General features: G+C 62.0%; 19 protein-coding genes. 16 read left to right on the forward strand and 3 right to left on the reverse strand.

The genetic code is table 11. From position 1 onward, the window contains the following. The first annotated feature begins 2 nt into the window (after window positions 1–2). The 11 genes from HDG33_RS19540 to HDG33_RS19590 all read left to right on the forward strand — a co-directional run bounded on the left by HDG33_RS19540 (window position 3) and on the right by HDG33_RS19590 (window position 12,000). Entirely contained in the window at window positions 3–818 is an 816-nt protein-coding gene (locus tag HDG33_RS19540; RefSeq protein ID WP_184032205.1) for an enoyl-CoA hydratase/isomerase family protein, read from the forward strand. A gap of 44 nt (window positions 819–862) precedes the next feature. Beyond that, window positions 863–1,717: an SDR family oxidoreductase gene (locus HDG33_RS19545; protein ID WP_184032206.1), complete on the forward strand. Its 855-nt coding sequence runs from the start codon at window positions 863–865 to the stop codon at window positions 1,715–1,717. A 3-nt stretch (window positions 1,718–1,720) separates the two neighbouring features. Then, window positions 1,721–2,863: a CaiB/BaiF CoA-transferase family protein gene (locus HDG33_RS19550; RefSeq protein WP_184032207.1), complete on the forward strand. Its 1,143-nt coding sequence runs from the start codon at window positions 1,721–1,723 to the stop codon at window positions 2,861–2,863. A gap of 43 nt (window positions 2,864–2,906) precedes the next feature. After that, the gene (locus tag HDG33_RS19555) at window positions 2,907–4,106 is read left to right on the forward strand and encodes an acyl-CoA dehydrogenase family protein (RefSeq protein WP_184032208.1); all 1,200 of its coding nucleotides are present in this window, start codon (window positions 2,907–2,909) and stop codon (window positions 4,104–4,106) included. 31 nt (window positions 4,107–4,137) lie between these two features. Next, window positions 4,138–5,292: an acyl-CoA dehydrogenase family protein gene (locus HDG33_RS19560; RefSeq protein WP_184032209.1), complete on the forward strand. Its 1,155-nt coding sequence runs from the start codon at window positions 4,138–4,140 to the stop codon at window positions 5,290–5,292. Between the two features lie 34 nt (window positions 5,293–5,326). Further along, entirely contained in the window at window positions 5,327–6,493 is a 1,167-nt protein-coding gene (locus tag HDG33_RS19565; protein WP_184032210.1) for an acyl-CoA dehydrogenase family protein, read from the forward strand. Window positions 6,494–6,510: 17 nt separating this feature from the next. Then, entirely contained in the window at window positions 6,511–7,317 is an 807-nt protein-coding gene (locus HDG33_RS19570) for an enoyl-CoA hydratase (RefSeq protein WP_184032211.1), read from the forward strand. 22 nt (window positions 7,318–7,339) lie between these two features. Next, window positions 7,340–8,209: a MaoC/PaaZ C-terminal domain-containing protein gene (locus tag HDG33_RS19575; RefSeq protein ID WP_184032212.1), complete on the forward strand. Its 870-nt coding sequence runs from the start codon at window positions 7,340–7,342 to the stop codon at window positions 8,207–8,209. A 138-nt stretch (window positions 8,210–8,347) separates the two neighbouring features. Further along, window positions 8,348–9,556 carry an acyl-CoA dehydrogenase family protein gene (locus HDG33_RS19580; protein ID WP_184032213.1) on the forward strand — a complete coding sequence of 403 codons (1,209 nt, stop codon included), beginning with the start codon at window positions 8,348–8,350 and terminating at the stop codon, window positions 9,554–9,556. Window positions 9,557–9,565: 9 nt separating this feature from the next. Next, on the forward strand, window positions 9,566–10,699 hold the full coding sequence (locus HDG33_RS19585; RefSeq protein ID WP_184032214.1) for an acyl-CoA dehydrogenase family protein: 1,134 nt from the start codon (window positions 9,566–9,568) through the stop codon (window positions 10,697–10,699). A 71-nt stretch (window positions 10,700–10,770) separates the two neighbouring features. After that, window positions 10,771–12,000 carry a cytochrome P450 gene (locus tag HDG33_RS19590; RefSeq protein ID WP_184032499.1) on the forward strand — a complete coding sequence of 410 codons (1,230 nt, stop codon included), beginning with the start codon at window positions 10,771–10,773 and terminating at the stop codon, window positions 11,998–12,000. A 140-nt stretch (window positions 12,001–12,140) separates the two neighbouring features. Here the strand turns inward: HDG33_RS19590 and HDG33_RS19595 are convergent, their stop codons facing one another. Then, a complete protein-coding gene (locus HDG33_RS19595; RefSeq protein ID WP_184032215.1) occupies window positions 12,141–12,800 on the reverse strand; it encodes a TetR/AcrR family transcriptional regulator in 660 nt (219 codons plus the stop codon). A gap of 1,329 nt (window positions 12,801–14,129) precedes the next feature. Here HDG33_RS19595 and HDG33_RS19600 point away from each other — a divergent pair. From HDG33_RS19600 to HDG33_RS19620, 5 genes are read left to right on the forward strand one after another with little or no spacing between them, the layout of a single operon-like run. Further along, a complete protein-coding gene (locus tag HDG33_RS19600; RefSeq protein ID WP_260330508.1) occupies window positions 14,130–15,827 on the forward strand; it encodes a DUF1302 domain-containing protein in 1,698 nt (565 codons plus the stop codon). Between the two features lie 14 nt (window positions 15,828–15,841). Further along, window positions 15,842–17,191: a DUF1329 domain-containing protein gene (locus HDG33_RS19605; RefSeq protein ID WP_184032216.1), complete on the forward strand. Its 1,350-nt coding sequence runs from the start codon at window positions 15,842–15,844 to the stop codon at window positions 17,189–17,191. Window positions 17,192–17,217: 26 nt separating this feature from the next. After that, a complete protein-coding gene (locus HDG33_RS37485; protein WP_260330509.1) occupies window positions 17,218–17,550 on the forward strand; it encodes a DUF1329 domain-containing protein in 333 nt (110 codons plus the stop codon). Between the two features lie 53 nt (window positions 17,551–17,603). Continuing rightward, the gene (locus HDG33_RS19615) at window positions 17,604–18,668 is read left to right on the forward strand and encodes a YCF48-related protein (protein WP_184032217.1); all 1,065 of its coding nucleotides are present in this window, start codon (window positions 17,604–17,606) and stop codon (window positions 18,666–18,668) included. 12 nt (window positions 18,669–18,680) lie between these two features. After that, complete coding sequence (locus HDG33_RS19620; RefSeq protein WP_184032218.1) at window positions 18,681–21,164, forward strand: RND family transporter; 2,484 nt, start codon at window positions 18,681–18,683, stop codon at window positions 21,162–21,164. Between the two features lie 128 nt (window positions 21,165–21,292). Here HDG33_RS19620 and HDG33_RS19625 read toward each other — a convergent pair whose 3' ends face one another. Both HDG33_RS19625 and HDG33_RS19630 read right to left on the reverse strand, forming a co-directional pair. Further along, window positions 21,293–22,075 (reverse strand): glucose 1-dehydrogenase, encoded by a 783-nt coding sequence (locus HDG33_RS19625; RefSeq protein WP_184032219.1) that lies wholly within the window; start codon window positions 22,073–22,075, stop codon window positions 21,293–21,295. Window positions 22,076–22,106: 31 nt separating this feature from the next. Beyond that, window positions 22,107–23,117 (reverse strand): NAD(P)-dependent alcohol dehydrogenase, encoded by a 1,011-nt coding sequence (locus HDG33_RS19630; protein WP_184032220.1) that lies wholly within the window; start codon window positions 23,115–23,117, stop codon window positions 22,107–22,109. Between the last annotated feature and the right edge of the window lie 19 nt (window positions 23,118–23,136).

Below are 23,136 nucleotides of genomic sequence, written 5' to 3' on the forward strand. Positions count from 1 at the left end.
CGATGAGTATGGAGCAGAAGGAAAAAGCCGCGAGCGCCGACGAGATCGTGCAGGTGCGCCGTCAAGGCGACGTGACCATTGTCACGATGAACTATCCCGAGCGCCGCAACGCGTTCTCCATGAGGATGCGCGTTGCGCTGACCGAGGTCTTGCACCGGCTGATGCACGACGATCCAAAAACGCGCGCCATTGTGCTGACAGGCGCGGGCGGCCATTTTTGCGCGGGCGGCGACCTGTCCGAAATGCACGCGACCACTCTACAGTTGCTGGCGCTTCGTGAGCGTATCGCGGTGGGTGTGCGTCTGTTCAAGCTGATTTATACGGGCACGAAGCCGGTCGTCGCGGCGGTGGAGGGCACGTGCTATGGAGCGGGGCTGTCGCTGGCGGCTGCATGCGATGTCGTGGTCGGTGCCGATACCGCGAAGTACTCATGTGCGTTCGGCAAGGTCGGACTGCTTCCCGACACTGGAATTCTATGGACGCTGCCGCAAAAGGTCGGCGGCAGCAAGGCGCGTGAGTTGATGCTGAAAGGCGATGTCATCGACGCGGCCGCGGCGCGCCGCATCGGCCTGGTCAGCGAGGTGGTCGCGAGCGGCGGCGCGCTCGATGCGGCGATCGAGGCCGCGGCGCGCTTCGCGAACTATCCGCCAGTGACGCTGGCGCTCCTGAAGGCGAGCCTCGTCAATGCGGGCAATTCGATCGAAGACGCATGCCGCCTCGAAACTGACCTTAATCCGCTGACCCGTCAAACGAGCGACCACGCGGAGGCGGTGACGGCCTTCATGGAAAAACGCAAGCCGGTTTTTACGGGTGCCTGACGCCGCCATTCTCCGTTGCTGTCCCTACTGGAAGTTCAACGCATATGTTTACGCCTGACCTGCTGAAGAACAAAAGAATCCTCATCACCGGGGGAGGCACCGGCCTTGGTAAGAGTATCGGCCTGCGCTACCTCGAACTGGGCGCCGATCTCGTCATCTGCGGTCGCCGCAAGGAAGTGCTGGATGCGACGGCCGACGAGTTTCGCGGCGTCGTGCCTGGCGCGCGTGTCACGACGGTGCAGGCGGACGTGCGCAGCGCCGAGTCCGTCGAGTCGATGATGGAGACCATCTGGCGGGATGGTCCGCTCGACGTATTGCTGAACAACGCGGCGGCCAACTTCATCGCGCGCACGGAAAGCCTGTCGGCGCGCGCGGTGGATGCGGTGCTCGACATCGTGCTGCACGGCAGCTTCTATTGCACGATCGCGGCGGGCAAGCGCTGGATCGACGCGGGTCACCCGGGCAACGTGATCAGTACCGTATCGACGCCCACGATGACCGGCTCGGCCTTTACCGTGCCGTCCGCGGCCGCGAAGGCGGGTATTCTCGCCATGACCCGCAGCCTTGCGGTCGAGTGGGGCCCGAAGGGCATTCGCCTGAACGCGGTGGCGCCCGGACTGTTCCCGACGCCGGGCGCATGGGAGCAGTTGTACCCGCCGGGCTCGCAGATCGAGCCGCAGGAGCGCTCGGTGCCGCTGAGGCGCTTCGGCGATCACGCGGAACTTGCCAATCTCTACGCTTATCTGGCGTCCAATGGCTCCGGCTACATTACCGGCGACATGATCGTGATCGACGGCGGCCGCTGGATGCAGGGGGTGGGCGGCCCGACCTTCCGCGCGATGCAGGACTGGACCGACGAGCAATGGGACGCCATGCGCGCCCACGCTCGCAAGGGTTGAACCATGGGTCCGCTTGCAGGAGTTCGAATCATCGAGCTGGCCGGCATCGGCCCGGGGCCCATGGCGGCGATGCTGCTCGCCGATCTGGGTGCGACGGTGTTGCGCATCGAACGTCGCCAGCCGGTCAAGCTCGGTATCGAGCGTCCGCTGCGCTACAACCTGTTGCTGCGCAACCGAAAGACGATCGCGCTCGACCTGAAAGACCCGGAGGCCGTCGAACTCGTGCTCACGCTGGTGGAGCGCGCCGATGCCCTGATAGAAGGTTTCCGGCCCGGCGTGACCGAGCGACTCGGGCTGGGTCCGCAGGCCTGCCTCGAACGCAATCCGAAGCTCGCTTACGGACGCATCACGGGATGGGGCCAGGAAGGTCCGCTCGCGCAGTACGCCGGGCATGACCTGAACTACATCGCGATCACCGGCGTCCTCAACGCAATTGGCCGCCGCGATCAGCCACCGTCGATACCGCTGAATCTGATCGGCGACTATGCGGGCGGTTCGCTGTACCTTGCAATGGGGCTCCTGTCGGCGATCCTGCATGCGCGCAACGGCGGCGCGGGACAGATCGTGGATGCCGCGATCGTCGACGGCACGGCCAACCTTGCAACCACGTTCTTCGGCATGCAGGCTGCCGGCATCTGGCGCGACGGGCGCGGGACGAATATCACGGATTCGGGATCGCACTTCTACGACGTTTATGAATGCGCGGACGGCAAGTGGATTACGGTCGGCCCCATCGAGGACAAGTTCTATCTCGAACTCCTCCGCCTGCTCGACATCGATCCGCAAACGCTGGGTACGCAGCTCGACGCAAGCAACTGGCCCGCCGCGCGCGCACTGTTCGCGCTGAAATTCAAGCGACGCACACGCGAGCAATGGACCACCTTGCTCGAACACACGGACGCGTGCTTCGCACCGGTTCTGTCGTGGAACGAGGCACCCGGGCATGCGCATCTGAAGGCGCGCGGCACGTTCATCGAAGTGGACGGCATCGTGCAGCCCGCGCCGGCGCCGCGCTTCTCCGCCACGGTGCCCGCGAAGCCGACGGCGCCCGAGGCGCCCGACGCGACCACGATCGACGCCGCGCTGGCGCCATGGCTCGAACCGGGCCGCATTGGCGAGTTGAAAGAAGCGGGAACGCTGGCCTGAGCCGCGCCCGACAGGCGACCCATAAAGACGAAACGAGACACTCATGGATCTGCGATATACCGACGAAGAGCTGGCGTTCCGCAATGAGGTCAGAGCCTTCTTCAAGGAAGCGCTGCCGGCCGACATCCGACGCAAAGCTACCTTGGGGCAGCGCTATTCGGCGGCCGACCTGCGCCGCTGGCAACGCATTCTCTACGAGCGCGGCTGGGCGACGCCAGCGTGGGACAAGGCGTGGGGCGGGACGGGCTGGAGCGCGGTGCAGCAATACATCTTCAAGGAAGAGCTGCACATGGCCCCGGCGCCCGAGACGCTGTCATTCAACGTGAACATGATCGGTCCGGTTTTGATCGCGTTCGGCAGCGAGGAGCAGAAGCGCCATTTCCTGCCTCGCATCGCGAGCCTCGAATACTGGTTCTGCCAGGGATTCTCCGAGCCCGGCGCCGGTTCGGACCTGGCCGCGCTGCGGACCCAGGCGGTGCGCGACGGGGACCACTATGTCATCAACGGCCAGAAGCTCTGGACTTCGACGGCGCATCACGCGGACTGGATGTTCTGTCTCGTACGCACGGATTCGAGCGGCAAGAAGCAGCAGGGCATCACGTACCTTCTGATCGACATGAAGACACCGGGCCTGACCGTGCGCCCGATCGTCACGATCGACGGCCACCATGAAACCAACGAGGTGTTCTTCGACAACGTGCGCGTGCCGGTTGCGAATCGCATTGGCGAGGAAAACAAGGGTTGGGACTACGCGAAGTATCTGCTCGGCAACGAGCGCAGCGGCATTGCGCGCGTGGGCGTTTCGAAGATGCGCGTGCGTCACGCGAAGGATCTTGCGAAGCGCGTGCCCTGCGGCGACGGTGTGCTGTGGGACGACTCGCGTCTTCGTGAACGTGTCGCGGCCGTCGAGGTGGAACTGAAGGCCTTGGAGATGACGCAGATGCGCGTGATCGCCGAGAGCAGCGCGCAGCAGAGCCACGTGCCCGACCCGAAGACTTCGATCCTGAAGATCAAGGGTTCGGAGCTGCAGCAACTCGCAGCTGAATTGCTCCTCGAGGTGGCAGGGCCGGATGCTCTACCGCTCGACCTCGACTTCCTGCGTGGGCTTGCAGATCCGGTTCGCGAACCCGAATGGGCGCTCACCGTTGCGCCGAATCACTACTTCGCGCGTCATGTCTCGATCGTGGGCGGCTCCAACGAGATTCAGAAGAACATTCTCGCCAAGTCCGTACTCGGACTTTGAGCGATGGGCGAACTGCGGAGAAGCATCAGATATGGACTTTGATTTCACCGATGAGCAACGCATGCTCAAGGACAGCGTCGACCGGCTCGTCAAAGACGAGTACGGGTTCGAGCAGCGCGCGAAGTATCTCGCTGAGCCGGACGGTTTCAGCCGCGAGCTTTGGGCGCGTTACGCCGACATGGGTCTGCTGGGCCTTTCGTTTGACGAGGAATACGGCGGCAGTAATTGCGGCCCTGTCGAAACGATGATCGTGATGGAGGCGTTGGGCCGCGCTCTCGCGGTCGAACCGTATCTTGCGACGGTCGTGCTGGGCGGCGGCTTGGTGCGGCTTGGCGGCAACGCGGCGCAACGCGCGGCGATTCTGCCGCAGATTGCGCAGGGCGAGTTGCAGACGGCGTTCGCGCACAGCGAGACGCAGGCGCGGTACGACCTCGCGGACGTTGCGACCACCGCACGACGCGAAGCCGCCGGCTGGGTGCTCGACGGCGCCAAGCGCGTCGTGCTCCACGGCGGCAGCGCCGACGTTCTCGTGGTGTCGGCGCGCGTCTCCGGTGGTAGGCGCGAGCGTGACGGCATCGGGCTGTTCGTGGTCAGGGCCGACGCGCAGGGCGTGACGCGCCACACGTATCCGACGCAAGACCGACTGCGTGCGGCCGACGTCGAGTTGTCGGGGGTGCGCGTTCCGGATAGCGACGTTCTGGGCGTGGCGGGCGCTGCATTGCCGCTCATCGAAACGGTCGTTGCGTACGCGATCGCGGCGGTGAGCGCGGAAGCCGTAGGTGCAATGGCAGCTGCGCACGAAGAAACCGTGGAGTATCTGAAGGTCCGCAAGCAGTTCGGGGTGCCTATCGGATCATTCCAGGCGCTCCAGCATCGTGCAGTCGACATGCTCGTCATGGTGGAGCAGGCGCGCAGCATGGCGCTCTTCGCGACCATGATGAGCGAGGAGCCGGACGCGGCGGAACGCGATCGCAGTATGTCGGCGGCGAAAGTGCAGATCGGGCGCTCGGGCCGCTTCGTCGGTCAACAAGGCGTGCAATTGCACGGCGGCATCGGGATGACCGAGGAGTGCAAGATCGGTCACTACCTGAGACGCCTGAGCGTGATCGATATCCAGTTCGGTTCGACCGAACATCATCTGACCCAGCTCGCCAATGCCGGCGGACTGATCGATGCAGCAGCGTGAACCGCGCGTCCAGCCAAGCAAACGGAAACCATTCATGAGCCGAATTTCCCCACCCGATCAATATCAGGAACTGCGCGACGCCTTGCGCGACCTCTCGAAGGCGTACCCGGACGAGTACTGGCGCCGCATCGATCACGAGCGCGTCTATCCCGAGGCGTTTGTGGACGCGCTGACGAAGGCCGGCTGGATGGCCGCGCTGATCCCTCAGGAGTATGGCGGTTCAGGTCTCGGGTTGACCGAGGCGTCCGTGATCATGGAGGAGATCAACCGCAACGGCGGCAACTCTGGCTTTTGTCATGGCCAGATGTACAACATGAATACGCTGCTCAGAAACGGCTCGGAGGCGCAAAAGCGCAAATACCTGCCGAAGATCGCGAGCGGAGAATTGCGTCTGCAATCGATGGCTGTGACCGAACCGACCACCGGAACGGACACGACGAAGCTGAAGACCACTGCTGTAAAAAGAGACGACCGGTATGTGGTGAACGGCCAGAAGGTGTGGATATCACGCGTGCAGCATTCGGACATGATGATCCTGCTCGCACGCACCACGCCGTTGTCGGACGTGAAGAAGAAGTCGGATGGGCTGTCGTGCTTTCTCGTGGACCTGCACGAGGCTATCGGCAATGGCCTGACCGTGCGGCCGATTCCGAACATGGTCAATCACGAGACCAACGAGCTGTTCTTCGACAATCTGGAGATTCCTGAAGAGAACCTGATTGGCGAGGAAGGCAAGGGCTTCAGGTACATCCTCGACGGACTCAACGCCGAGCGCGCACTGATCGCGGCCGAGTGCATCGGCGACGGCTACTGGTTCGTCGAGCGCGCGTCGAAGTACGCCAGCGAGCGTATCGTGTTCGACCGGCCCATCGGTATGAACCAGGGCATCCAGTTCCCGATCGCCGAGGCCTACATCGACGTGCGCGCGGCGGATCTGATGCGCTACAAGGCCTGCGAACTGTTCGACAATCATCAACCGTGCGGCGCGGAAGCGAACATGGCGAAGCATCTCGCGGCCACGGCTTCGTGGAAAGCCGCCAATGCCTGTCTGCAGACCCATGGCGGCTTCGGCTTCGCGTGCGAATACGATGTCGAGCGCAAGTTCCGCGAAACCCGGCTCTATCAGGTGGCGCCGATCTCGACGAACCTGATTCTGTCCTACGTCGCCGAGCACGTGCTCGACCTGCCGCGTTCATTCTGAACTTCGAGGAGGAGATCATGCGCTTCGAGACCATTCTGTACGACGTCAAGGACCGTGTAGCGACGATCACGCTAAACCGGCCGGAACACATGAACACCTGGAACGACCAGGTGGCGACCGAAGTGTACGAGGCGATGCAAGCGGCGGGCTCGGACCATGGCGTGCGCGTCATCGTTTTCACCGGCGCGGGCAAGGCGTTTTGCGCGGGCGGCGATATTCACAGCTTCGGCGGCGACCCCGCCGCGCTCATGACGAAGTTGCCGCGCCCGTTCGACATGCGCAAGCGCGCGGACTGGCAGACGCGCTGCTCTTACTACCCGGCCATACCGAAGCCGGTGATCGCGATGCTAAACGGTGCGACCGTCGGCATTGGGCTGATTCACGCGCTCTTCTGCGACATCCGGTATGCGTCGGAAGACGCCACCATTACGACAGCATTCGCCCGACGCGGCCTGAGCGCGGAGTACGGCATGGCCTGGATACTCGCACGCCACGTGGGCCAGGCGCATGCGCTCGACCTGCTGCTGTCGGGACGCAAGGTCAAGGGGCGCGAAGCCGAACGGATGGGACTCGTGAATCGGGCAATTCCGGCGGACAAGCTGGTCGAGGAGACCTATGCGTACGCGCGTGAAATGGCGGAGTACTGCTCGCCGCGCTCGATGCGCATCATGAAGGAGCAGGTCTGGGAGGTGCCGTTCCAGACGCCCCACGAGGCGGTGATACACGCCGGGTTGGACATGCCGATCGCCAACCAGTGCGATGACTACAAGGAAGGCATGGCGAGCTTTCTCGAGAAGCGCAAGCCCAACTTCACGGACTACTGAGCACACATAGGACTACCACTTCATGCTGAACTACGAAGTCGTCAAGAACTGGCCGATCGAAGATGTCACGCAGACATATAGCGAGCGCGACGTGATGCTGTATTCGCTGGGTCTCGGGTTGGGCGCAGACCCGCTGGACGCAGAACAGCTGCGTTACGTCTATGAAAAGAACCTGCAAGCGATGCCGACTTGCGCGGCCGCGTTCGCGTGGCCGAAATCGTGGATGCGCGATTCGCGTACGGGCATCGACTACCTGAAGCTCGTGCACGGTGAGCAGGACGTTCGCTTCATGCGCCCGATGCCGGTTGCAGCGACCATCGTCAGCAAGACGCGGGTGAGCCGCATCTCGGACAAGGGCGCGGGCAAGGGCGCGATCGTCGAGCTCAAGCGTGACATCATCGACGCCTCGACGGGCGAACAACTTGCCGAAGTCCGGCAGGTGTCCTTTCTGCGCGGCGACGGAGGGTTCAGCGCCGGGTCGGGCGCGAGCGACGCGCCGCCCGAAGCGCTTCCGGCTGTGCCGGAGCGCGCGCCGGACGCGGAATACGTGTTTTCGACCGGCGCGCATGCAGCGTTGATCTACCGCCTTTCGGGCGACGCCAACCCCCTGCACGCGGACCCGGAGGTGGCGTCGAAAGCCGGATTCAACCGGCCCATTCTTCACGGCCTCGCGACCTATGGCATGGCGGGTTACGCCGCGATTCGCACCTTCGCGGGCAACGACGCAAAGCGTCTGAAGCGACTCGCCTTGCGCCTGACCGCGCCGGTGTACCCCGGCGAAGAAGTGCGCTTCCAGTTCTGGCGGGACAGTGACACGCGTCTGCATCTGCGGGCGCGCGTCGACGCACGCGATGTGGTGGTGCTGAACAACGGAATCGTGGAAATTGCCTGAAACCGCGCCCGGCAGCGCCGACGTGCTTTGCCGGGCCGCGACTGGAGCCTGAAATGAAACGACCCCCATGCTCACTGTTGTTCGCGGCCCCCCGGGGGGGCTTCAGCCTCCCTTGGGGCGGCCCGGCGGGAGGCTGAAATGGACCTGAAAGAGAGTCCCGCCGACAAGGAATTTCGCGCCACGGTGCGCGAATTCGTAGCGACTCATTTGCCCGACGACATTCGTGAACGGGTGCTGAACTTCCGCCATGTGCCGCGCGAAGACTACGTGCGCTGGCAACGCATTCTGGCCGGGAAGGGATGGGGCGCACCTGCATGGCCCGCGCAATTCGGCGGCGCCGCCTGGAATGCCGCGCAGCGCAACATTTTCGACGAGGAATGCTTTACCGCCGGCGCGCCGCGCCAGATGCCGTTTGGCCTTTCGATGGTCGGACCTGTAATCCAGAAGTTCGGCACCGAGGCGCAGCGCGAACGGTTCCTGCCGCGCATCATCTCGATGGAGGACTGGTGGTGTCAGGGTTACTCCGAGCCGGGTGCGGGTTCCGATCTGGCGTCGCTCAAGACGCGTGCGGACCGCGTCGAGCGCGACGGTCAACCGTTCTACGTCGTCAACGGCCAGAAGATCTGGACCTCGTTTGCCCAATGGGCGAACTGGATTTTCTGCCTGGTTCGCACGGATGGCAGCGGCCGCCCACAGGAAGGCATCTCGTTCCTGCTGATCGATATTTCGACGCCCGGCATGACGGTCAGACCCATCCGCACGCTCGACGGCGGCCACGACGTCAACGAAGTGTTCTTCGACAATGTGGCAGTGCCAGTGAGCAATCTCGTCGGTGAGGAGCATCGCGGCTGGTCGATCGCCAAGTATCTGCTCGGCCACGAGCGGACCAACATCGCCGGCCTCGGCAACTGCAAGCGTTTCATGCGACGTCTGAAGGAGATTGCCAGCACCGAGCGTAAGCACGGCAAGCCTCTCATCGAGGACGTTCGCTTTCGCGATCGCATCGCCAGGGTGGAAATCGATTTGATCGCGCACGAATGGTCGCTGCTGCGCGTCGTCTCAGCGGAAACTGCAGGACGTCCCATCGGACCGGAGGCTTCGGTTCTGAAAATCCGCGGTTCGGAGATTCAGCAGGAGCTTACGGAGCTGATCATGGAATGCGCAGGCCCCTATGCGGTGCCTTTTGTAAGCGAAGCGCTGGAGGCGGACTGGCGCGGCGAAACCGCGAACGGCGAGCTGCTCAACGCGCTGGCCGCGCACTACCTGGACTGGCGCAAGATTTCGATCTACGGCGGTTCGACTGAAGTGCAGAAAAACATCATCGCCAAGCAGGCGCTCGGCATCTGAGGACACGCCATGGACTTCACGCTGGTTGAAGAGGAACAGATGCTGGCCGACGTGGTCGGCCGTTTCGTCGAAAAGGAATACGACTTCGAGGCGAGGCGCCGTCTCGCCGCTACTCCCGAGGGCTGGTCGGCTGGTCACTGGACTACGCTCGCCGAAATGGGGGTGTTGGCGCTGAACGTGCCGCAGGATCATGGCGGCCTTGGCACGGGGGCGGTCGAGACCATGCTCGTGATGGAGGCCTTCGGCCGTGGGCTCGTACTGGAGCCGTTTGTTTCGACGGCCGTAATCGGCGCGAAGCTGATCGGGCGCGCGGGACACGAGGCGCGCAAGGCGGAGTGGCTGGCTGGTATCGCGGACGGCAGCCTGAAGACCGCGCTGGCGACGCTTGAACCGGACGCGCGTTTCGATTTGTGGGATGTTGCGATGAGGGCCGAGCCAACGCGTGACGGGTTCATCCTGAATGGACGCAAAGGCGTTGTACTTCACGGCGACAGCGCGGACATTCTGCTGGTTTCGGCGCGTACCGCAGGCGAGCAGACCGACAAGCACGGCATCACGCTGTTCGCCGTCGATGCGCGAACGCAAGGCGTCAGCTTCAAAGGGTTTCCGGCACTCGACGGGCAGCGTGTCGCCGAGGTGGTGCTGGACGACGTGCGCGTCGATGCAAGTGCTGTCATCGGCGTCGTCGATCAGGGCTATCCGTTGCTCGAGTGGACCGTCGATCAAGGTATTTTCGCGCTCTGTGCGGAAGCGGTGGGCGCCATGTCGCGGCTGAGCGATCTGACCTTTGAATACCTGCGCACGCGAAAGCAGTTTGGTTCGCCGATCGGCAAATTCCAGGCGCTGCAGCATCGCGCCGCCGATATTTTGACCGCCGTAGAGCAGGCGAAATCGATGGTCTACTTTGCGGCGGCGAAACTTGGCGATGACGACGAGCTGGAAGCCCATCGTGCTGTGACTGCCGCAAAGGCGCTGATTGGCCGAAGTGCACGCTTCGTCGCTCAGCAAGCGGTGCAACTGCACGGCGGAATGGGCATGACGGACGAACTGGCGGTGGGGTGGTACGTGAAGCGGCTCACCTGCATCGACATGACTTGGGGAAACACCGAACACCATATCGAGCTGTACGGTGCGTTCCTGTAATTGCAGTTAATCAGACGACAAGTATGGCCCCGACCGCACATGCCGGTCGATTTGAAGAAAGGAGACAACTGATGTCAGTAGCTGCTCATGGCGCGACTCCGGAGCTGGCGCCAATTCCCGCGCACGTATTGCCTGAACGAGTGTTCGACATCGATATCTACAATCCGCCGGGTGCCGAAGACGACTACCATCTCTCGCTCAAGCAGTTGCACGCCGAAGGCATTCCCGACATTCTCTGGACACCCCGCAACGGCGGACACTGGATCGCGACGCGCGGCGATGACATCTATCACATCCTCAAGGACTATGAGAATTTCTCGTCGAAGCAGCTGACAGTGCCGCTCGTCGAGCATCAACCGTTGCCGCCGATCTTCTTCGATCCTCCGCAGCACACCGCCTATCGCGCGCTGATCGCGCCCGCGTTCATGCCGCAGGCAATCGGCAAGCTCGAGGAGAAGGCGCGCGAAATGGCGATCGAATTGATCGACGGCTTTTATCTTAAGGGCGAGGTGGAATTCGTATCGGGGTTTGCGCAGCATCTTCCGATCGGCATTTTCATGAACATGGTGGCGCTGCCCGCCGAGGATCGCGAGTACTTGCTCGGCCTCGCTGACAAGATGGTCCGCCCGGTCGATGCCAACGAGAAGCTCAAGGCGCTCGGTGCGATTTTTCAGTACCTGGGGGTGAAGATTGCGGAACGCCGCGCGAACCCGGGTGACGATCTCATCAGCAAGATTGTCCATTCGAAGATCGACGGGCGCGCGCTCACCGACGAAGAAGTGCGGGGGCTCTGTGGTCTCGTGCTGATTGGCGGCCTCGACACGGTTGCCTCGGCGATGGGCTTTATCGCGCGATTCCTCGCCGGCAGCCCGGCCCACCGCAAGCAGCTCATCGACAACCCCGAACTGACGCAGAAGGCCGTGGACGAGCTTCTGCGGCGCTTCCCTGTGGTCAATCAGGGGCGGCGGATCACACACGATTTCGAGTACAAGGGCGTGCAGATGAAGGCGGGTGACATGATCATCATGCCGACCACACTGCACGGTCTGGACGAGAGGAAGTTCGACGATCCGCTGAGCGTCGACTTCGCTCGGCCTACGCCGATTCATTCGACGTTCGGCAATGGCGCGCATCGTTGTCCCGGCTCGTTCCTTGCGCGCGTGGAGTTGAAGGTTTTCCTTCAGGAATGGCTTAAGCGGATTCCCGATTTCCAGATCAAGCCTGGCGAGAAAGCGGGTGTCCACGGAGGTGTGAACGGCACGCTATACCACTTGCCTCTTGTCTGGGACGTGGTCCGCTGAGGATCGATCGCAATGGCCTGAGCAGGCCATTGCGACCATGTGCGTCTGTAGAAGGGATCTGCGGTTCGGTGCGCCCGTCACATGGCGCGCCGACCGCTCCATCCAGGCGCGATTCTGGCACAAGCAGCTGCCTTGCAGTTTTATGGAGATGCCTTGCTCAACGCTCGCCAGACGACCTTCATGGCGTGACGGAACGAGTCCGCATTAAATGTGTCCGCGCCGGACCGGCGAAGAAAGACGACCAGACCGTGCAGATGTGAAAGGAGTAGGGCGCCGCGCAACGTGCATTCTCCCGAGGGCAAGGTTGGGTTGATCTGCGCGATCAGTTCCGCCAGGAGACCCTGAAAATCCGCAGTAGATTTCGCCATCAGGGCATGCAGAAAGGGCTCATGCTCTGCGAGGCTCCAGCATTCCAGCACAAAGGCGCTAACGCGGTTTCCGCCGCTCGCCGTTAGTACGGAGAACGCCTCGTCGACGATGACATCCAGTCGCGCCTCCGGTGGCCGGGATTGGTCCTGGGCGATCGTCCGATAGTGCTCGAAATAGCGATCCGTGTATGCCTCGATCGTGGCCCGCAATAGTTCTTCACGAGTGCTGAAGTAGTGCTGCAAGGTCCTCAGTCGAATCCCTGCCTCGCTGGCAATGCGGCGTTGAGTGAAACCAGCGTTACCTTCGGATGCGAAGACCTCGATCGCCACTTCGATGATGGCGGGCACGCGGGTCGTTCTGTTCCCGCGCCGTCTGGGGCCGTCTGCTGCCGTGTTGCCGAGGTCTGCCGATGAGATGGTCAGGTCTTTCATCTGTTGTGTTCTCCTTGGCGTCCGCTGTCCTCGCGCTTGTTGCCAGTCCGGGATGTGTATCTGCGGGCTATACCCCGCCTGATACAAACGGCGTTCGATCCTGATCGCGCAGCGCCGGCATTGATCTGATGATAGTCAGATGACGAATAAATATGCGTCTTCTGACTAATTAGCTTTTAGATAAAGTCTGATCCAGTCACTCGCGACATCACATATCCTACCCGAATAAAGGGTGGATTTGTCCATACCAGCATTTCCCCTGGTGTCATCTGGGCTTGATAATGGGTCGGCTGACTACTAATATTTAGTCAATCGACACATTACGTCGGAACCCGACCATTCCCGCTGTGTCGCAAGCCGAAGCAGCAGATTCGCAGGGTTTGGGGTTGGCCGGTTAGAGTCGCCAATTTGCGTTCGTGGTTGTGATGTCAGCAGCGCGCACAGGCCGTAGAAGGAGCTGGACATGAAGGTTGGGGAAGGTTCTTTGCGTTGGCTGATCGACAAGTGGATTGCGCCCACTGCAACCACCTCGGTGCACATCACCCGATGTACTTTCGCAAATTCAGGCCAGACGAGGTGTGTACTTGCGCGGTCGTCCGCCGCTGAGAACTCCCTCGCGATATTCTTCTTTCGGCACGACGACGGGGCATGGCGCGTGTTCCCGCCTCCTCCCCGCAAACCAGAAAGGCACTTCTACGCAGGAACGGGATAAGGGATTCGTCTGATCGCGGTCCATGAACAGCCTATATAAAAGGACTGCAAAGGAAACTGATCCGATCGCACAAGCGTTTTCGGCTGCTTCTGCGATTTCGTCCTGCTTTCGCGCATGAATGGAAAGGCGGAAGGCCGGCTCATCGTGGCCTGTACTGCGGACCGGACTAGAATCGAAGAGTCCGGGCTGCGCCCGGCCTGCCTATCGATTCATCATCGGCTCGGACGGTGTTCCGAAAGCCATCCATGGTTTGCATCGTCAATCTGCGCAGTCGAATCGGACACCTCGCAAATGCAAGCGTCGCCACTGTCTCGTCAGCGTCACGCGGCCATGCGCGGACCGCTTCGAGTTCATCACCAAACTCAAATCCACGTTTACCCCGCGTTTTGAACGTCGTTCGGAAAATTGCATCACTTAGGGGTGAGCGAGCGTTGACAGTCGAGTTTCGAGCGTTTATCTTTCCGAACAGCATTCGCATTCTGGTGACGCTGTGGGAGGTATCCGAGGCGCGATGCTGACGAGGTAGGGAGGCCGGTTTCGCTTCATTGCAAAAGTCTGCGGCAGTCCAACGGCCTGGGCCTTTTCTGCGGCAGCTCGACAAAGACAAGAGGAGACGCATGAAACAGAAGAGTCTAAAGCCAGGTGCGATCAGCCTTGGCGTGCACGCGACCTGCATCGCTGCAGCGTGCGGGTTGTGGAGCGCGAACGCCAACGCCTTCCACTTCGATGTGCCGAACCCGGACATCGACATGGAATGGGACAACACGGTGCGTGCGGACTACGGCATCCGGCTTCAGAACCCGAGCCATTTCTACACGAACAGCCCGACCTACGACGAAGGCGATCTATCGACGCCGAAGTTCAGCACGATCCAGTCGAGGCTGAACCTCTATAGCGAATTCGATTTCAAGTACAAGGACACGTCCGGCTTCCGCATCAGTATGGACGCGTGGTACGACCCGACGTTCAAGAATCACAATACGAGCAATCCTGCATTTCCTCCGAACTATCCGAACAACGAGTACACCAGCTACATCAAGAAGTACTACCAGGGGCCGAGCGCCGAGCTGCGTGATGCGTTCGTGTTCCACACTTTTGACCTCGGTGGTCACTCTGTCAACGTCAAGCTCGGCCGGACGGCAGTCACCTGGGGGCAGTCGGCGTTTGCTACGCTGGGTGGCGCGAACTCGGTGGCCATCGGTCAGCAGCCGCTCGACCTGATGAAACTGACGCAGAGCCCGAGCGCTTCGCTCAAGGAAATCGTGTTGCCGACGGCTCAGGCCAACGTGACGACGAGCATTACCGACACGTTCTCTCTCGGCGCGCAGTACACGTTCGAATGGAATCACGATCGGCTGCCTGAAGGCGGCACATATTTCGGCGGTGCCGATCCTATTCTTTACGGCCCTCCGATCGCCAGCTACCAAAACATTCCGGGGCTGGGCACATTCGCGATTCCGCGCATCGCGCCGACGAAAGGCCAGATCGGCGATATCGGCATCGACGGCAAGTGGCGTGTCGATTCGATCGCAACGACCTATGAATTTACGTACCGCCACTTCGCCATGAAGATGCCGTGGGCGGCGGTGCTACTCCCGGGTGCCGGACCCGAACTCTTCCCGGGCACCAACCTTCCCGGTGTTACGGCGAAGTACGGCAACGACGTGAACCTGATCGGCGCTGGCTTCAACAGTGCGATCGGCAGCGCGGCAGTGGCAGGCGAGCTGTCGTACCGCTGGAACATGCCACTCAATGCCGTCAACACGACGACGGTCAACGATGCGCCGACGGGTCGCACGCTGCACGGTCTGCTGAACGTCACGCAGTCGTTCGGCAAGACGCCCTTGTGGGACAACATGTTCCTGCAGGCGGAATTCGCGTTCAACCAGCTGCTAAGCGTGCAATCGAATGCGCGGAATTTTGCCAACTCCAGTTATGACACCACGGGCCAATGTTCGGCATCGGGCAACTCCGCGTTTAACAACTGCTCGACGCGCTTCTGGGCCGGGATCGGCATTGGTGCGAGCCCGCAGTGGTATCAGGTATTCCCTGGGGTTGATTTGACGATGCCGCTGTTCGTTAATCTGAATCTGAAGGGCTACTCATCTGTCATCGCGCCAGCGGCCGAATCACAGGGGCAGAACACCTTCGTGGTCGGGCTTGATTTCACGATCTACAACAAGCATGAGGTGGACATTACCTACACCTACTACATGAACAAGAAGGGGTACTCAACGGCGGGAGCCGCGACGGCGCTCGGTGCACCGTACAGCGACAAGTCGTGGATCGGCATCACCTATCAGACAACGTTTTGATGACGGAGGCACGTGTGAAAAGATTCCCAAAGCTTCTTAAGGCGCTGGCGATACTCGCCGCGGTTTGGGCCTCACCGTATACGCTGGCGATCGAGAGTGGGATCACGCCGTTCGGAGCGGAAATTGCCGGCAATAAGGACGGCACGATTCCAGCATACACGGGGGGCATCAAGGACTTTCCGACCGGGTTCAAGGCCGACTCCGGAAAATGGGCCGACCCGTTTCCTGGTGAAAAGCCGGTTCTGCAAATCACGGCTCAGAACTATCAGCAATACGCCGACAAACTGAGTGCCGCCTCGATCGAGCTGTTCAAGCGCTATCCGACTTACCGGATGGACGTTTACCCGACGCACCGCTCGGTTTCGTATCCGGACTGGTATCTCCAGAACTCGGAAAAGGACGCGGAAAGTGCCAAGCTCGAAAAAAACGGCCTTTATATCGAAGGGGCGTTCGGCGGCAAGCCGTTCCCGGTGCCGAAAAACGGTCAGGAGGCGCTGTGGGACTGGGAATTACGCTACGTCGGAACGGCCCAGAAAAACAACGTGAAGACGTGGCTCGTCGATTCGAGCGGCACGCCGATTCTTGCTGCGCAGTTCAAGAGTTCGCTGCTCTATCCGTATTTCGAGCCGAAGGACGAAGCGGAGTTTCGCAAGAAGGGCCCCCTCGCGATCTGGTATCAGGTATATAACGACTACGCGGCGCCGGCCCGCCTGATTGGCGACACGTCGCTCTTCTGGTACTTCACGGATTCGGCCGATCACGATCAGCAATCGTGGGAATACAACCCGGGCCAACGCCGCGTGCGCGTGGCGCCCGATCTCGCCTACGACACGCCGAACCCCGGCTATTCCGGCGCGATCACGATGGACGACATCCAGTTGTTCTACGGCAAGATCGATCGCTGGAACGCGAAGCTGGTCGGCAAGAAGGAAATGTACATTCCGTACAACGACTACAAGCAGCAGTACGACACGCCGGCCAGCAAGATCACCACGCCGCATTTCGTGAATCCTGATTATGTCCGGTGGGAGCTGCACCGCGTATGGGTCGTGGAGCTGACGCTCAAGCCGGGCGCGCGTCACATCTACAGCAAGAAGACGCTGTACTTCGACGAGGATGGCGGCGGGGGAATGATGGATGCCTACGACCAGTCCGGCAAGCTCTATCGGGCCGGCTTTGAGACCACGGTTCCAGCGTACGACTACAAGGTGCCGTATTCGCTCGGTAACTGGTTCTACGACTTCAACAGCGGCATTTATATCTTCGGCAGCCATCCGGCGGACTCGCCCGGGATTTTCTTCAACGTGAATTTCCCAAATGACTACTTCACGCCGGAGCGTATGCAATCCGCGGGTGTGCGCTAATTGCGCGCCGAGTTGAGGATGAGGTATTGAGTGATGCGTCCCTGCCCGGCTTGCCTGGCGGGACGCATCACCAGCAGAACGCGAAGCTCGAAAAGAATGGCCTGTTCGTTTCCGGCGCATCCGGCGGCAAGCCGTTCCCTGTGCCGAAGGACGGTCAGGAAGCGTTGTGGGATTGGGAACTGCGCTACGTGGGTACGGCGCAGCGCAATAATGTGAAGCCATGGCTGGTTGACTCGAGCGGCACGCCGATCCTCGCTGCCCAATTCAAGAGTTCACTGTACTGCCGGCCCAGGCACAAGGAAGGGCGCAGCACGTGCGCCGTGCCGGCTATGGCATGGCGCACAAAGAAGTTTTCATAAAAAGCTCAGGACTGTTCGCGTGATCGATCGCCAGTTACTGTGAAGGAGACACAATGCGCAAGACCCTGTTTCGTTGGTTGGCAATCGTCGCCGCGGCATGCGCCGCGAGCGGGTCGGTCTACGCCGAATTCGCCGACCCGATGCGCTCGCCCGCCGTCATCAACCCGCAGGCCGCGCATGAACCGCTGATGGCGCTGGCGCAGGCCGGACAGCGCCTGGTCGCGGTAGGTCCGCGCGGAGTAATTCTCGTATCGGACGACGCTGCCGTGCACTGGCGCCAGGTACAGGTGCCGGTGAGTTCCGATCTGGTGGCCGTTACGTTCAAGTCGGCCGCGCTGGGCTGGGCGGTCGGACACGACGGCGAGGTGCTCCATACCACCGACGGTGGCAATAGCTGGACGCGACAGCTCGACGGCCAGCAGGCGGCCAGGCTGATGAGCGAGTACTACGCGAAGCAACAGGGCGATTCACCTGATCTCAAGGCATCGCGCGAAGAGGCCGAGCGCTTTGAAGCAGATCAGGGAGGCCGTCCGTTTCTCGACGTCTGGTTCGATGACGAGCGTTCCGGCTGGGTCATCGGTTCGTTCAACATCATTTTTCATACCGACGACGGCGGCAAGAGCTGGGTGCCCTGGTTCGATCGCGTCGACAATCCCAACGCGTTGAACCTGCATGCGATGCGCCGTATCAACGGCACGCTTTATATCGCGGGCGAACAGGGGCTGCTGCTCAAGCTCGATCCCGACAAGCAGCGTTTCGTCGCGGTGCCTACGCCGTCGAAGGGTAGCTTCTTCGGTCTCGCTTCCACGCACAACGCCATGATCGTCTACGGTCTGCTCGGCAACGCGTATCGCTCCACCGACGGCGGCGCGACGTGGGACAAGATCACGCTGCCGACCGGCGCGAGCATTCTCGCTTCGGCTGAACTGCCGAACGGCCACCTTATTCTCGCGACCCAGGCGGGCGAGCTGCTCGAGAGCGTCGACCAGGGGGCAACGTTTCATACACTCGGCGCGAGCCAGCCAGGCGGCATCTTCGCCATGGCGCTGCGCGGCGACACCGCGGTGCTGGCCGGTGCGGCCGGCCTGTCGCGGATCGCATTGTCGAAGTTGCACTAAGGGGGAGCAGACATGGCTGGCGGCAACAATGCCCAATTCGACAAGATGCCCGTGGTGGCGGATCTTGCCAGCTTCGATACGCGCTCGGGTAACGCGCTAGAGCGGTTGATCTTCAACCGGCGTCCGTGGCTCATCATCATCTGCGCGATCATCACGGCGGTGCTGGGATTTCAGGCGCTGCGGCTCGATGTGAATGCGAGCTTCGAGAAGATGATTCCGCTGTCGCATCCGTACATCAAAAACTACCTCGCCAACAAGGCGGATCTGAAAGGACTCGGCAATTCGCTGCGGATCGTCGTCGTGAATCCGTCGGGTGACATCTACGATCCGAAATATCTCGCGGCGCTGCGGCGTATCAACGACGCGTTGTTCCTGATTCCGGGCGTCGACCGGCCTGGCGTGAAGTCGCTCTGGATGCCGATCGTGCGCTGGAACGTGGTCACGGAGCGCGGCTTCGCAGGGGGACCGGTGATGCCGGACGGCTTCGACGCGTCCGCGCAGGCAGTCGAACAGCTGCGCACCAACGTTGCCCGCGCCAACATCGTGGGCAGCCTCGTGTCGAACGATCTGCATTCGAGCATGATCCAGCTGCCGCTGCTCGATCATTACGCCGATACCGGCAAGCCGCTCGACTACGCGAAGCTCTCGCACCGGATCGACGAGGTCATCAAAGCGGAGGGCCGCGGCGAGGTGCAGGTTCACGTGGTGGGTTTCGCGAAACTGATCGGCGACCTGATCGACGGACTCAAGCTGGTAGCGATGTACTTCGGCGTGGCCGCGGGGATCGCCCTCGTCGTGATCTTTCTCTATACGCGCTGCTATCGCAGCACGCTGCTGGTGGTGGGGTGTTCGCTGATTGCGGTGGTCTGGCAGCTCGGCATCATTCGCACGCTCGGCTATGTGCTGGACCCGTACTCGGTGCTCGTACCGTTTCTCGTTTTCGCGATCGGCGTCTCGCATGGCGCGCAGAAGATGAACGGGATCACGCAGGACATCGGGCGTGGCACGCATCGCTATGTGGCGGCGCGCTACACGTTCCGGCGGCTTTTTCTCGCCGGTCTCACGGCGTTGCTCGCTGACGTGGTTGGCTTTGCCGTGCTGATGGTGATCGACATTCCGGTAATCAAGGATCTGGCATTTACCGCGAGCGTTGGCGTGGGCGTGCTGGTCTTCACCAACCTGCTGCTGCTGCCGGTACTACTGTCATACATTGGTGTGAGTCCGTCGGCTGCACGACGCAGCGTGCGTGGCGAGCAGAACGACGCGCGCGGCACCTCGTCGGCGGGCGCGTTGTGGAATCTGCTTGATCGCTTCACCGAGCGCCGCTGGGCTGTCGGTGCGATCGTTTGTGCGGCGGCGCTCACGGTGTTCGGCTGGTCGATCAGTCAGCACCTGCAGATCGGCGACCTCGATTCGGGCGCGCCGGAACTCAGGCCGCAGTCGCGTTATAACCTCGACAACGCGTACACCAACGCGCACTACGGTCTGTCGAGCGACCTGTTCGTCGTGATCGGCAAGTCGTCGCACGGCACCTGCGACACCAACAACTTCCCGCTGGTGCTCGAGGCGGACCGGCTCGAAACCGCACTGCGGGGCGTGCCGGGGGTGCAGACCACCACCTCGGTCGGCGGTCTCGCGCGCTGGGTGACGTCCGGGTTCTACGAGGGCTACCCGAAGTGGTACACGATCGACCGCGTGCCTTCGATCGTGAACAAGACGGTGTGGCAGATCCTGCTCGATCATCCTGATCTGCTGAGCCAGACCTGCGGCACCGCACCGGTCATCGCCTATCTGACCGATCACAAAGCGGCGACGCTGTCGCGCGTGATGGAGGCTGCAGAGGCATTCGCGAAAACCCATAGCGACGCCGATCATCAGTTCCTGATGGTCGCCGGGTCGGCGGGCATCGACGCGGTGACGAACGTCGTTGTTGCCAAGGCGAACCGCACGATGCTGTTGATGGTGTATGCAGCGGTGATCCTGCTGTGCTTCATCACGTTCCGCAGCTGGCGCGCGGTCGTGGTGGCGGTCGTGCCGCTCGGGATCACGTCGGTGCTGTGCGAGGCGCTGATGGTCAAGCTCGGCATCGGCGTGAAGGTGGCAACGCTGCCGGTGATCGCGCTGGGCGTGGGCATCGGCGTCGACTACGCGCTCTATCTGCTGAGTGTGCAGCTCGCGTATCAGCGCGCTGGGCAGCCGCTGCGTGTAGCCTATCGGCACGCGGTGCAGTTCACCGGGAAGGTCGTGGCGCTGGTCGGTGTGACGTTGGCTGCCGGCGTCATAACGTGGGCGTTCTCGCCGATCAAGTTCCAGGCCGATATGGGCATCCTGCTCACGTTCATGTTCCTGTGGAACATGATCGGCGCGCTGATCCTCATTCCGGCGCTGTCGCATTTCCTGCTGCAAGGCATTTCGCGTAAAGCAGTGGCGAAGGGCGGCGCCGCCGGCTCCACGAAGGTCGAGGCCTGTAGCGGTGAGGCAACGCTGCGGTCGTGACTGCGTAACGGGTGCCGCTCTTCAAGCAGCACCCTGGCAGGACAAAAGAATTGGCCCGCTATCTGTGGAGATAGCGGGCCGGTTTGCCTGCAGGTCACGCGGCGCGTTGAGGCGAACCGCCCGTTGCGCTACACCACGGACATCGAGAAGCTCAGGATCTCCGAGACCCCGCCGTCGACCATCAGCATTTGCCCATTCATGTAGGAGCTCGCTTCGGAGGCGAGAAAAACCGCGACGCCGCCGAGTTCCTCGGGGTTGCCCCAGCGTCCCACCGAGATATGCGAGCGCACGATTTCCTTCATCTGCGGGTTGGACGTGACGGGCTCGGCCATTTCGGTGAGGAAGTAGCCGGGGCAGATGCCGTTGCAACGAATGCCGTGTCGGCCCAGTTCCGCGCCGAGCGATTTCGTCAGTCCGGCAATCGCGTGCTTGCTGGCCACGTATGCCTGCAGCTTCTCGCGACCGAGCACCGACACATAAGACCCGACGTTGATGATGCGTCCGTGTCCGCGTTCGATCATCTGGCGCGCAACTTCCTGCGCGAGCACGTAGGCGGCCGTGACGTTGGTATCCATCGTTCTTTGCCACATGTCGAGGTTCGACTGCAGAAAATCACTCCACTCGCAAATGCCGGCATTGTTGAGCAGGACGTCGATGCGTCCGTGGCGTGCAAGGACGTTGCGAACGCCGTTTCTGATTGCGCCCTGATCGGTGAGGTCGAACGGTTCGATATCGACGTCGCCGCCCGCTTTACGAATCGATTCCGCAGCGGTTTCGAGGCTCGCGCGCGAACGCGCGCACAGTATCACGGTCGCACCCGCTGCCGCCAGCGCGTTAGCCATGGCGAAGCCGAGGCCGCGCGACGCGCCGGTGACGAGCGCAATCCGTCCTTCCAGTGAAAAGAGTTTCATAGTCTGACTCCGTGGATCATGCGAAGGCTGGTTACCGGTGGCGAATGACGATCTTGCCGACATGCTGCTGGCTTTCGAGGTGCCGCAGCGCATCCGGTACGCGCGCAAAGTCATAAACCGAGTCGATGACGGGCTTGAGCTTGTGCAGTCCGATCGCGCGGTTCATCGCTTCGAAATCCTGACGGGAGCCGACGCGGATCGGCGCGATCGACAGTCCGCGCGTGAAGAATCCTTCGCCGGGAGAAGGGGCGCCGGTCAGCAGCCCGACCACGCTGATGCGCCCGCTGTCGCGAGTGGCGGCAATGGACTTGCCGAAGGTTTGGGCGCCGCCCACCTCGACGACCAGATCGACCCCAAAGCCATCGGTCAGGCGCAGCACGGCGTCATCCCAATTCGGCGTGTCGCGGTAGTTGATCGTGGCGTCGGCGCCGAGTTCGGCAAGCCGTTTGAGCTTCGCTTCGCTCGACGAAGTCGCGATCACGCGCGCGCCGAACAGACGGGCGAACTGCAGAGCGAACAGCGATACCCCGCCAGAGCCCTGTACGAGCACGGATTGGCCCGGCAGCAGCGGCGCATGCTGGCACAGCGCGTTCCATGCGGTGAGCGCGGCGCAAGGCAGCGTTGCGGCCTCCTCGTCGGAAAGATGATCCGGAACGCTAACCAGCTCTTCCTCGCTCAGCACCGCCTTGTCGCGCAGCATGCCTTCGACGATAGCGCCGCGGCCCAGCGTATCCGCGTGTTGCGGGCGGGTGCCGCCGTGCCAGTTCTGCGCGAAATTGGCCATCACCCGGTCGCCGGGTCGGAAGCGCCGCACGCCTGGGCCGACGGCAAGCACGACGCCCGCGCCGTCCGAGGCCGGGATGAAGTTGGGCGCCATCCAGTCGCGATATGCACCGTTGATCAGCAGCAACTCGCGGAAATTCAACGAACTCGCATTGATTTGCACCAGTACCTGGTGAGCGCCGGGCGGCGCCGGATCGGGTTCCTCGCGTAGTGCCAGACCCGCAATACCTTCAAACCGTTCACATCGATAGAGCTTCATTGGTCGTCTCCATGGTGTC

Origin of the sequence: Paraburkholderia sp. Cpub6, from assembly GCF_014201065.1 — a bacterium.
Taxonomy (GTDB): Bacteria; Pseudomonadota; Gammaproteobacteria; order Burkholderiales; family Burkholderiaceae; genus Paraburkholderia; species Paraburkholderia tuberum.